Source organism: Myxococcales bacterium (assembly GCA_022563535.1).
Classification (GTDB): Bacteria; Myxococcota_A; UBA9160; order UBA9160; family UBA4427; genus DUBZ01.
Window position 1 is genome coordinate 1 of sequence record JADFNE010000097.1, and the last position, 11147, is coordinate 11147.

Consider the following 11147-nt stretch of genomic DNA (forward strand, 5'->3'; position numbering starts at 1 on the left):
GGATCGGCCCCTGGTCATCTTGCTTGTCGGGAATGGATCCTCTGATGATCAGTTGGCGCGTTGCACTGTATTCTCGATGAAATGCCCGATAGCTCGAGCAACGGGCAGTCGCTAGACGCTCGTCGTTCTGGAGCACCCGGATCATGATCCGCATCTTCTCGAGGTGTTCCACCCGATCGCTGAATACCACCGTCTTCCGTCCTTTGGCGTGCGCTAGCGCGACCTTCCGCAGGATGCCCTGGGTGCGCCGATCGTCATTGGCTAGGTGCGAGAGTATGTGCCCGGCCCTTGTCGCCGTGTGAGGGATCCTGACGCCCCCTCTGCGCGGGCATCTCCAGCCCGTACGGTAGATACCGACCACCGGCTTGAGTTTTACCTGCGTCGACCGTATCGACACGGGTCCGATGTGGGCTTGGATCAGGATCTCTTTCCCGTCGAATCGTTTGGGCGTCGCCGAGAGTCCCATCCGCAGCCGCGCGGTAAACAGCCCCGCCGTTCGTGAGAAGGTCTCCGCCGGCACCCGGTGTACTTCGTCCCAAATCACGAAGCCGAATTCCGTCCGCAAGGTGTTGGGATACTTCTCGAACTTGGCCAGTGAGTGGAGCATCCCGATCACCACATCCTTCCCAGCGACGTCGTACGTGCTCTGTCGAATGAACCCGAGCTTCACTCCCGGCAGGAATTTCTTCAGCTCCTTCGCCCATTGCTCATACAAATCTTCCTTCGGAACGATCACCAGTGTCTTGCGGCCCACCCGCGCGATCGCTTCGCAGGCGATGACGGTCTTTCCCGTCCCCGTCCCGGCCTCCAAAATGAAATTGCCGCCGTCGTAAAGTAGGGCGACGGTGTCCCGGATGACCCGCGCTTGCTCTGCATCCCGCGCCTTCACTATCGACTTCACGTCGATGGGCGGCCCCGTCGTCATGCGATCACCTTTCGATGCGCGGCATAGCCCACGAGGCACCATCGTATAGCCATTCTTCTCGAACGCCAGCGATAGAAACTCGTCGATGCGCAGTCGAACGGTAAGCCGTTTTGTCAGAGAGGTGTCGCAGGGGTAGGCGGCCATGGCGCCGACGAACTCCGCCAAGCCATAAAAGTTAATTGCCAGAACGGTACAGCGACAAATTGGACTGCGCTATTGCACTCCCGGTTCAACGCCATGTTATACGGCGGAACGCCCTGGGTGTATCGACTGTTCCCCGGGTTACGACGAAGACTCTTCGGGCTCGTAGAATTCTCCTTCCAGGTCCCCAAGTTTCTCTTGGAAGAAGCCCCGCGCGTCCTGAATAGCTTGATTGTAGACAGGGGCACCGAGCTCATGGATGAAGAAGTCGAGGATAACGCCGGCCTGAAACTCGCTGATCTCCCGATCTAGCTCGGAACTGAACAGTCCTTTGAGAGAACGAACGATCTGATTACGCCGCTCTTCGGAGAGCTTGATGCGTAATGGCCGAGGAGGATTATTCACACTGCCCGCCGTATAACGGTTTGGCGTTCAGCGGCAGGCGGCACCCTGGCGCCGCGGCTGACTCGCCAGATACGTTCGCAGAATACCACGGTTCAATTGGACTCGAGCCCTAGCCTGCCCGACTGCAACGCCGTGTTAGACGGCCGGCCCGATCGAAGACCAGTGCGACAAAAGCTCGCGGGCGATCCTTAACATACCGGAGAACGCCACCACAAACGCAACAGTACGAAGATAGGGAACGCCGGCGATGTATATGACCGCATGGGCCACGCGGCCCCAAAAGAACAGTACGGCGCCCCACGCAGTAGCTTCATTCGCGACCCCAGCGACCTGAGCAACAAGAACAAGGGCAGCAAAAGGAGGTAGGTTTTCGAGCATGTTTCGATGCGCTCGAAGCACGCGTTCCCCCCACGGAGAGAGCGGCTCCGACTGATCGCGGTTGCCGAATCCGTATCGTAACCCCCGCTGAAGAATGAGCGCGGCAGCCCCGACGAGCGCTAGGACTACCGTGAGCAAGGCAGCCAGTGTCAGCATCTTGAGTTCTATAGCCATCGATTGGATCTCCTCAGTAAGCCGTATAACGTATGGAGCTGAGCTGCCGGTGGCGCACTGCTACCGAGGCCCAAGCTCCGGGTTCACCCGCAAATCTACCAAGAATCGATTGGACCACACTGTAACCGGTCAGCTCCAGCGCGTTGTCGGGCTGCGCGCGGCGCATGCTATTCACACCAGGTACCGAGTTCCCGAACCGCTTCTTCTTCCGACATCTGCCTGGCTTCAGCCTTGACCTCGGCGGGGACCCACTTCGGATACGCAACCTCCCTGGCGACGTGGCGTCCCGACTCAGTATGCATCTCGTGGACTTGGGCGAGCTGCTTCTTGGAGAAGCGCTTTGCCGCAGAAACAATCGCTGGCCACAGGCGACGGTGAACGAATGTAACCTTGCCATTGACGAGACGGCACACGAGGACATCTTCGCGGCCGCGAATTGTCTGCGTAAGTTCGAAGATCTCGTGGCTCCGCGGATGCGACCACCAGCTTCCGTCAATCGGACCCCCCGCGATGGCTGCCGCAAGTGATGGAACTGGACCGGCCGCCGACTCGAGGACGACTCCGTGCTTCTGGACGAATGCTGCAGCCTGTCGCGGTGTCACCTCGCGCTTCCTTCGCGCCGCCCAACGGATCGGCGTTCAGCAGCGCGGCGGCGATCTACCACCGCGGCTGACACGCCGTAGACACTTGCATATTACCACGGCTCGATTGGAAGGAAGCCCTAGCCGGTCCAACTGCAACGGCGTGTTGGGCGGCTGTTCACGACGAACTACCCTTTTCTAGTATTTGCGTTCCTGGAGGTTTCGATTAGTCGAATGCTGCACTGCAATCTTGAATTCACACGGCGCCTAGCGAGAGTTGTACCCCTGTCGAGGCACGAGCTGAACGGCTATTGAGCCTGACACGTCGAAAATGAGGTCAATCCACCAATCGCGAGCGCCGTACTTAGCGCGCAGCAGCGACCGAATTTGGTCGTGTGCTCCGGGATCATCAACTCGCTGGGCAACGTACTGCCCGGATCTGCGGAGCGATGAGAACGAAACACTCGGATTTTGCTGGATGTCTAGGTACCAGGAGTTCTTTGGCGTGCCTGCTTCGAGCCATAGCTCACCATTAGGCTCGGCAAACCAAACGTGAGTAGATCGAAGAGAACCGTCCGGAGCCAGCGTTTCGAGAACAGCAACACCACTTGATTCAAGCGCCCACCAGGTAGTTAGTCCGAAGGACGCGAGCACCAAGAATAGGCTGACGGCCGCATTCTTCACTAACGCCGCCCAACGGATCGGCGTTCAGCGGCCAGCAACAGCGCTGACCGGACCCAATCCTTCACCCGAAGTATGCCGCCAGGCGGTCATGCGGGTCAATGCAACGAAGCTGTTAACTGGTCCGCTGCAACGGCTTGTTGGGCGGCCGGCGGCTTGCGAGAGTCGGCGCGCCATGCAGCAGATGAGCACGAAATCGGTTGCCTACCGGGTCGCGTGTTTGCTTGCCGAACGAGGGCGAGTAGGGCGGAGCTAGATCCAGCGCCGCACGCGTGCCTTGTAGTCGGTGTACTCGGCGCCGAACTTGCCCTCGAGGTAGGCCTCCTCGTGGCGGATCGCGATCCGCGCGATCACAAAACAAGTGACCGGGACCAGCAGGAAGACCCAGCCGTTGGCGAGTGCGACGCCGAAGCCCGCCTGCATTAGACCCATACCGAGGTACATCGGGTTGCGCGTGAAGCGGTAGATACCGGTGGACACGATTGCCGGCGTCGCGACCCAGGGCTTCGGATCCTGGCCGATCTCGCGGAACCGTCCGATGGCAGCGCCCATCGCGCCGAGCCCCACCAACAGGAGTAGCGCGCCGAGCCCGTAGCGAAGTAGTCCGTGCACCGGCAATGCGAGCAGCCACCGGAGCTGCAGCGCGATGCCGACCGCCAGCGCGATCAGTGGGACGAAGGGCGGGGGGAAGCGGACGGCGGCGCCATCCGGCTCGCCGGTGGCATCCGTGGGCTTCGCATCGTCCATTTCGTCAGCTTCAGTCGTCTCGGTCATCGATCCGTCTCCCGATGACGTTTCGTGTGCCGCCCAACGGATCGGCAATAACCGGCGTTGAAAAGCGCCACCGACTCGGCCGAGTCTGAAAAGGTTGATGCCAAAACGGTACTACGGAAATTGGAACCACGCTTTTCAACGTCCGACTTCATCGCTTTGTTGGGCGGCTGTTCGCGATTAGATTCATGGCTGGACACGTTCCCCAGCCGCGGAGTCGTGAGAAAACATATTGCATCACCTCCTCGGGGCCTCAGAGAACACGGGTAAGTACCGCGAAAACCGTCCAGACCACCGGCGGAGTAGCGACACATCCCAGGCAATAGGCGCGTTCGCGATTCGACCGAATCTTGTCTGGTCGGTAGACGTGGCGACCCAGCAGAAAGAGGCATGGTGCGAGAGGAGCTGAGACCAGGCTAAACGGGATCGGAAACCAAATGCCGGCGGCGACAACCGGTGCGACAGACAGGCCCGCCAGCGTCGCAACTGCTCGACTCGGAGCCTGAGGACCAAACTCATTTCGAACATGGAGAACGAGGGGCACGACGCTCGCTACCGCCAACAGCGCAATCATAGAGGCCCACGCCGCCCAACGGATCGGCGTTCAGCGGCTGGCGGCGCTCTGCCGCGGCGGCTGACACACCGTAGACACTTGAATACTACCACGGCTCAATTGGAAGGCAGCCCTAGCCGGTCCGACTGCAACGGCAAGTTAGACAGCGCGGCGCTACGGCTCGCGCGATTGCAGGCAGCTCCGCGAATTGGCCTCACATGCCGCGGCAATCGCGTCGAGCACACGCGCAGGCAGTCGATGTTGAGTTGGCTCGAAAACCTGGCGCTCCTCAAATCGAATGTGCGACTCTAGAAGCTCACCGAAGCGTTGGATCACGGTTCGAGTAGGGTCGTCCGTCTCTCGCAAGGCACGAAGAGCGCAGTGGTCCTCGCGGATTCGGGTCGCTAGCGAAATTTCGCCAATCGCTTCAAGTGCGGGCAACAGGAGGTTTTCTTCGATCAAAAAGTGCGGCTCAAGATGGCTGGAAAATGCTTCGGCGACCTGATTCCAAACTTCCTCAGGAGATAACGGGGAACCCGAGCGACCGACTCGCGTGCACTGTTGAGCCAAAACAAGACCTGTGTGGTGATCATCCGAGAGACCCCGCAGCTCAGGTATCCGCTTCACGGGTGTCTCCGGTTCCGTGCTGTCTAACTAGTTAATAACCAACTCCCAGTGTAGTCATGATATCCCGCAATGTCGTGCCTTGAATAACGAGATCGGATTCAAGTTGATTACCGGGAATTGCTCGCAACGCCAGCCACTTGAACGATGTTCACCTCATGCCGCCATATTTTATATCCCCGCGTAGGCGTGCGGGATAACGCTCTAGAGTTGGTGGGCTGGGCTCTTGACCCCGTAGGGACCGCTCTTGGTTACGTGGGTGTAGATCATTGTGGTTTTGAGGTCTCGATGGCCCAGGAGTTCTTGTACGGTTCGAATGTCGGTGCCGGCTTCGAGTAGGTGGGTGGCGAACGAATGGCGGAAGGTGTGGGTGGTCACTCGCTTGTTGAGGCCTGCGGCAATTGCCGCTTTTCGGACCGCACGTTGGGGAGAGAGGGTTTCAGCGAAGTAAAGCGCAGACCAAGTCGCTATAACCGAGAGCCCAGTTGAAGCCACACCCGCAACGCCCACAACCCAGCCCCAAAACAATTAGCCATTCGCTGGAACCCCCTCCCCCCAACCGCGGCCCAGGAACAAGCTAGTTACATCGCACTACCGCCAGGCACTCCTACCCCTCCCCATACCGCGGAACCAAAACCGAAACCGGAACCGCTTCCCGCCCCGCCAACAAATCCACCAAATGCAGCGCCACATCATCCGGCTCCATGGTCCGCCCGTACAAATATCCTTTCTCCGACCACTCCGTAGCAAACGCCATCACGTCCTCGGGTGCCCAGGCGCTCGCCATCTCCGTCGCCATCGTGTCCCCCACCGAGACCCGGGTAAACGAAACAGACCGCTCTTCCGCCTGCCAACAATCGATCATGCGATTGAGCGCCGCCTTGGTAGCGGAGTAAAGCCCGAGCCCGTGACGCGGTGGATTGTCTTCGACCACGATCGACGACACGAACAACGCTCGCCCCCCGGATTTGGACAAATGCGGCAGGGCAGCACTCGTAAACAGCGATGGCCCCATCACGTTGATCTCGAAGGCCTCGCGCCACTGCTCAGCCGTCGCATCCGCGACCCGGGACAGCGTCGCGATCCCCGCAGTGACGACGAGATCCGTAAGTCCACCGAGCTGCGCAACCGTCTGCTCGACCGCGCTTGCAATGGCTTCCGGGTCGCGAACATCACAGGGCACCGCGATCGCGCCATCACCCAGCTCGGCCGCGAGTTCCTCGAGACGATCGACCCTGCGCGCGCAGACGGCGACTGCCGCACCCTCCCGAGCAAACGCCTTTGCCGTCGCGTGTCCGATCCCCGAAGACGCCCCCACCACAAGAATCTGTCGACCTGCAAGTCTTCCCATGTCTAGTTTCTATTCCTTGCCCGCTCTATTTCTTGCCAAAAGCGCCCGCGCTGCGCAGCGCCGCAATCTTCTCTTCGTCGTAGCCCAATACTCTACTCATCACCGACTCCGTATCTTGGCCGACAGTCGGCGCCATGCTGGGGACGGGGAGTTCTTCGTCGATAAATTTGATCGGCAGGGGCATCATCTCGGCGCCGTGCTCCGATGCGGGATAATGGGAAAATCGTACCTTGAACTGCGGATCGTCGGCGATGCTCTTCGGGGTGTTGACCGGCGCGATCGGGGTGTTGTGCGTGTTGCTGAATTCGATCCACTCCTCGGAGGTCTTGGTTTTGAAGATGTCGCGCAGGGTCACCTGGAGATCTCGATTGCCCCGGGCGTGATCGGCAAACTTCGAGCCGGGCCATTTTTCAAAGAGATCCATGCGTCCCACGCCCTCGCAGAAGTTCTTCCAGAACGCCTGCTCGCTCGCCATGAATAGAACCTGGCCGTCCGACGAATCGTACATCTGGTAGCGGACGCCTTCCTTCATACCCGCGGTGCCCGGGGCTCGACGTTCGTAGTTGTCGGCCTTGTTGCCCGTGACCTCGGATTCGGGGCGCTCGTAGGCCTTCCATGACTCGCTGCGGTACCAGTCCATGTAGGCCGCGGCGTCGGACTGGCCAATCTCCATCATGCAGCCCGAGCCGGTCTCCCGGGCGCGCAGGACGGCGGCCAGGATCCCCAGTGCGCCGAACAGTGGGCCGGCGTGCATGCCCATTGAGGGGTGCTCGGGGATGTAACAAAAACCTTCGTCGTCGTAAGCCGGGTTCACCAGTCCTGCCCAGGTGTCGAAAGCAATGCCGTGGGCCGGCAGGTTCTGGTACGGGCCCGTCATGCCATAACCCGAGATGTTGATGAAGACGAGCTTTGAATTTTTCTTGCGCAGGTCTTCGTAGCCGAGGCCGAGTCGCGCGAGCGAGCCTGGCCGCATGGCCTCGACCACAACATCCGCCCCCCGCACGAGTTCTCGGTAGACCTCAACGCCCTCCGGCTGCTTGAGATCGAGGGTGATGCCTTGCTTGCCGCGGTTGATGTGGAGATGAAGCAACGAAACGCCGTTGATGATCGGCCAGGTCATCTCGCGTATGTAGTCGCCCGCAGGGGACTCGACTTTGATCACCTCCGCCCCCATATCCGCGAGATGCGTCGTGATCGCGGCCGGACCCAGCAGGGAACTTTCGATGATGCGAATGCCCGACAGGGGGGCCTGGGGGTGGCTCATGAGAACTCCTCCGGGTCGAGCTGGATTCAGCACGTGGGGCTGCGGCCGATGACTCCCCTGCAATTCTTACAAATCCCGCGCAAAGAGAAAGCGGGGCCCGGCTGTGCCGGACCCCGCTCGTTTGCTCTCATGCTTCCCGGGAAGTGGGTACGGACTGCTCAGTCCGTCCTCTTCAGCCTACTAGTTGGTGTCGATCAAGAAGGGCTTGCCTGGGGTGGTCAAGAGCGGCCCCTCCGCCGCATCGTTGCTCACGACCTCTATCCCCATCACGGTGGGATCAGAGCCGCCTGGGCGGTGCACGAAGCGGACCTCGAGAACTCCGTCCGTCACCGCAACGGTAAAGCTCTTCACCACGGCCCGATACTGCGTGTTTCCGGCTTCGGCAAAGATGTCGAAATCACCGAGCACCAGAACGTCCTCCACCTCGATGTCGAAGAAGCGCTGCCCGGCCGCGGTATAGGTGTGCTCGGCAAAGTATAGACGCAGGGTGTAGGAGCCATTGGTCAGCGGGAAGCTCCACATCATCTCTTCGCCGCTGGCGGGATCGGTGCGACCGCTGCGATACATCTCATCGAAGGTGGTCGCCGCAATATCGATGCTGGAATCGATCACGTTCGCAGTGCCGGTGTTCCAGAAGCCCATGTCTCGTGTCCAGGTCCTGCCGTCCGAGAGTTCCAGGTCCTCTGACCCACCGGCGTTCACCCGGTACGGGCTCAGCACAGGGATTTCCTCGTGTAGGGTCGGATCGTTTGGATAGACGTCGACGTTGTCCCCGTAACCGTCGCCGTCGCTGTCCAACCACTCCGTTGAGTCGTTCGGGAACGCGTCGCTGTTGTCCCCGTAACCGTCACCGTCGGAGTCTGCCCATTCGCTGGAATCATTGGGGAAGGCGTCGGCGTTGTCCCCGACGCCATCTGCATCTGTATCGACGGATTCGTTCGGGTCGTCGGGAAAGGCATCGCTGTCGTCGGGTGTGCCGTCGTTGTCGCGGTCGGGGGGCGGCGGCGGGGCAAAAGTTTTTTCATTCGAGCGATACGACTCGACGTTGTCGTCGTCGTACGCCGTGACCGTGATATAGACCGTCGCCTCGTCCGCGATGGTGAGCGTGGTGAAGTACTCCCCGGCTTGATTGGGTCCCGCCTCCGCGAGCGTGAGGTCTTCGACCAGGCTGCCTGTAGCGCCCGGGCTCGTGCTCGAATAGATGCGAAAGCCGGCGAGGCCAGTGTCCGCATGGGTCCAGCGAGCAGTCTCTGTTCGCGCCTGGGCGACCGACCCCCATCCCAACGAGATTACGAGAATCGCCGAGAGCAAAGCGAATTCGAATCGCCGTACGGCGCTGCGATTCCGGAAATTCGTATGAAACATCGTTGATCTCAATGCGGAACTCAATGCTGACCTCAATCGGACCGGTCGACGAACTGACAATCGACCTGGGTGGAGCATGGGGTTTATGTCCTCTTGCGCTTGGTTATCGGCGGCTGCGGACCCTCCACTGTGACCCCGGTCACCGGTCCACCTGCGTCTGGCGCGCCAATGCCTTTCCGGTCCCCCAGACTGTATCGGGAGAACACCCCAGCACCTAGGTTTTTCGGGTACTTGGCGGGAAAACTGCCTGCGCGTAGAGGGACAACTCCAGCGCCAGGTATTCCAGTCGCCGACCCGAGATTCGCGGGTTTTCTACTGGGTCGCGGGTGCGAAAGGCGATCCTCAGGCAACCCCGTCCAGGCAGCGCTGGAGACGTCCATAGAGGTGAATCCTCAAGCCTTCGAGGGTGGCGTAGCCCACCAACGCGAAGATGCTCGAACTCAACGCAAGGGCGAGTGCACTCAGGTGCAGGGAATCGTTCGCCACATGCATCGAAACGAATAACACCATGAGGCCGATCGTGGTTCCCACAAACCCGATCGGGGGCAGGATATTTGCGTACATCGCGATGGGGTCGGCATAGCGGGACACATATTCGTTCATCACATACTGGCGGGAAGCATCCCGAATGAATGCACTCGAATAGGGAGCGTCGCTCTCACGCTGGGATTCCGACTCGACGCGATCCAGCAGCAACCCGAGTGCCTGGGGATCTACCCCGGGCGCCCCGGTGCGCTGCCGTTCGAGTTCATGCTCCGTCACAGGGCGAGTCGCGATGCGCCCGCGAAAGAAAAGACTCATCCCCCGTGACAGGGGAACCCAGAGCACCAACAGCGACGCGAGGCTCGCCATGCCCGCCAATAGCCATTCGTTCGTCATGGTAAAAATCTCCATTGTTCAAACCCTCGATTACAATGAGCGCCGCGCAATGCGCAGATCTCGAATTCCGTGTGCCAATGTCTGGGTCTCACCAATCGGGTACTCGATCAACAGACTCTCGTGGTCGCGGAAGCGACCCGACAGGGTATCGATCACTTCCGTGAGTCCTGCTGATTCTTCGATCGCCACAAACAGCGCAGCTTTGGCGAACAGTAAATTGGCCTTGAGCAGTCGCAGGTCGGTGTTCCAGCCCTGGCCTTTGGTCACAAACAGCGGATCGACATGTCGATCGATGAACGGGCGGACGAACGCCTCGAGTTGCAGAGCGTCCCTGCGCTTGAGTTGTCGGGTGTTGATCTCGTAGCCTCGGTAGAGGTGGACGAGATCGGCGTGCACTCGACGCATGCGCAGTTTCTTCTGGGCGAGCGCCGCGCCGCCCAGGAAGACGCGAGGCTCGATGATCCCGGGCAGAGAAGCTTCGGGAGCCGAGCGGCCGATGAGCTTGGCAAAGTCGAATTGCAACGATGCGCAACCCGAAGCGCCGAGCACGGGCGCAAGGGCTAGCGCCACGATCCATGCAGGGCTCTTGCGGACTCGCTCGGGTTGTTCTTGATTGAACTGTGGATCGAACTGTCGCTTGAATGGTCTGCGCGTCCAGATTTTCATCAGGGTTGTCTCCTGTCATATGCGGGGCCGCGGAGACTGCTGGTGCTTGCGCGATGGGACGCACGGCGGCGGTGTGGGTCGCGGGCCAGACTTCCTGCACGAAGCCGAGCGCCGTGAGAAAATCTTCGGAACGCGAATCGCGATGGGGCGCCAACAACGGCTTTGCGCCCGACCGATCATGCAGCTCTGCGAGCGCCAGCTTGAGCTCGCGGGATGCGATCCGCACTTCGTCGGCCGGTTGGCCGCTGACCAATGAGAACGCCGCCAGATCTTCCACCGCGCGCCGCGGATGGACTCGCAATTGCCATAGAGCTTCGGACCCGAGCTGCAGCGAGTCCGTATTCGATCGCTGGATCTCCGGAAGTTCCATCGCCGCGAGGTCCGGTGCC

Annotated in this window: 14 protein-coding genes; 1 reads left to right on the top strand and 13 read right to left on the bottom strand. The window is 60.4% G+C overall.

Going from position 1 to position 11147, the window contains the following annotated elements:
* From IH881_18745 to IH881_18805, 13 genes are all read right to left on the bottom strand, one after another.
* The coding region (locus IH881_18745; protein MCH7869739.1) for a DEAD/DEAH box helicase family protein at positions 1-1069 on the bottom strand (1069 nt) is incomplete at its 3' end.
* A gap of 138 nt (positions 1070-1207) precedes the next feature.
* Entirely contained in the window at positions 1208-1471 is a 264-nt protein-coding gene (locus IH881_18750) for a DUF2164 domain-containing protein (protein MCH7869740.1), read from the bottom strand.
* A 135-nt stretch (positions 1472-1606) separates the two neighbouring features.
* Positions 1607-2023, bottom strand: a complete 417-nt coding sequence (locus IH881_18755) for an MAPEG family protein (protein MCH7869741.1) — start codon at positions 2021-2023, stop codon at positions 1607-1609.
* A gap of 167 nt (positions 2024-2190) precedes the next feature.
* Positions 2191-2625 carry a hypothetical protein gene (locus IH881_18760; GenBank protein ID MCH7869742.1) on the bottom strand — a complete coding sequence of 145 codons (435 nt, stop codon included), beginning with the start codon at positions 2623-2625 and terminating at the stop codon, positions 2191-2193.
* Between the two features lie 246 nt (positions 2626-2871).
* Positions 2872-3288 carry a nitroreductase family deazaflavin-dependent oxidoreductase gene (locus tag IH881_18765; GenBank protein MCH7869743.1) on the bottom strand — a complete coding sequence of 139 codons (417 nt, stop codon included), beginning with the start codon at positions 3286-3288 and terminating at the stop codon, positions 2872-2874.
* Positions 3289-3537: 249 nt separating this feature from the next.
* The gene (locus tag IH881_18770; GenBank protein MCH7869744.1) at positions 3538-4059 is read right to left on the bottom strand and encodes an isoprenylcysteine carboxylmethyltransferase family protein; all 522 of its coding nucleotides are present in this window, start codon (positions 4057-4059) and stop codon (positions 3538-3540) included.
* Positions 4060-4783: 724 nt separating this feature from the next.
* Positions 4784-5236, bottom strand: a complete 453-nt coding sequence (locus IH881_18775) for a hemerythrin domain-containing protein (protein ID MCH7869745.1) — start codon at positions 5234-5236, stop codon at positions 4784-4786.
* 201 nt (positions 5237-5437) lie between these two features.
* A complete protein-coding gene (locus IH881_18780) occupies positions 5438-5761 on the bottom strand; it encodes a tyrosine-type recombinase/integrase (GenBank protein ID MCH7869746.1) in 324 nt (107 codons plus the stop codon).
* Between the two features lie 79 nt (positions 5762-5840).
* Positions 5841-6584 carry an SDR family oxidoreductase gene (locus tag IH881_18785; GenBank protein MCH7869747.1) on the bottom strand — a complete coding sequence of 248 codons (744 nt, stop codon included), beginning with the start codon at positions 6582-6584 and terminating at the stop codon, positions 5841-5843.
* Positions 6585-6609: 25 nt separating this feature from the next.
* Complete coding sequence (locus IH881_18790; GenBank protein ID MCH7869748.1) at positions 6610-7848, bottom strand: CoA transferase; 1239 nt, start codon at positions 7846-7848, stop codon at positions 6610-6612.
* A 180-nt stretch (positions 7849-8028) separates the two neighbouring features.
* Positions 8029-9213 (bottom strand): hypothetical protein, encoded by a 1185-nt coding sequence (locus IH881_18795; protein ID MCH7869749.1) that lies wholly within the window; start codon positions 9211-9213, stop codon positions 8029-8031.
* 342 nt (positions 9214-9555) lie between these two features.
* Positions 9556-10092 (bottom strand): MotA/TolQ/ExbB proton channel family protein, encoded by a 537-nt coding sequence (locus IH881_18800; GenBank protein ID MCH7869750.1) that lies wholly within the window; start codon positions 10090-10092, stop codon positions 9556-9558.
* A 30-nt stretch (positions 10093-10122) separates the two neighbouring features.
* Positions 10123-10758 (bottom strand): hypothetical protein, encoded by a 636-nt coding sequence (locus tag IH881_18805; GenBank protein MCH7869751.1) that lies wholly within the window; start codon positions 10756-10758, stop codon positions 10123-10125.
* Between the two features lie 46 nt (positions 10759-10804).
* Between IH881_18805 and IH881_18810 the strand changes: the two genes are divergently transcribed.
* Positions 10805-11014 carry a hypothetical protein gene (locus IH881_18810; GenBank protein ID MCH7869752.1) on the top strand — a complete coding sequence of 70 codons (210 nt, stop codon included), beginning with the start codon at positions 10805-10807 and terminating at the stop codon, positions 11012-11014.
* Positions 11015-11147: the final 133 nt, after the last annotated feature.

Coding starts and splice junctions, on each gene's coding strand:
- IH881_18770 (MCH7869744.1), bottom strand. CDS start 4,059: ATGACCGAGACGACTGAAGCTGACGAAATGGACGATGCGAAGCCCACG.
- IH881_18800 (MCH7869750.1), bottom strand. CDS start 10,092: ATGACGAACGAATGGCTATTGGCGGGCATGGCGAGCCTCGCGTCGCTG.
- IH881_18755 (MCH7869741.1), bottom strand. CDS start 2,023: ATGGCTATAGAACTCAAGATGCTGACACTGGCTGCCTTGCTCACGGTA.
- IH881_18795 (MCH7869749.1), bottom strand. CDS start 9,213: ATGTTTCATACGAATTTCCGGAATCGCAGCGCCGTACGGCGATTCGAA.
- IH881_18790 (MCH7869748.1), bottom strand. CDS start 7,848: ATGAGCCACCCCCAGGCCCCCCTGTCGGGCATTCGCATCATCGAAAGT.
- IH881_18805 (MCH7869751.1), bottom strand. CDS start 10,758: ATGAAAATCTGGACGCGCAGACCATTCAAGCGACAGTTCGATCCACAG.
- IH881_18785 (MCH7869747.1), bottom strand. CDS start 6,584: ATGGGAAGACTTGCAGGTCGACAGATTCTTGTGGTGGGGGCGTCTTCG.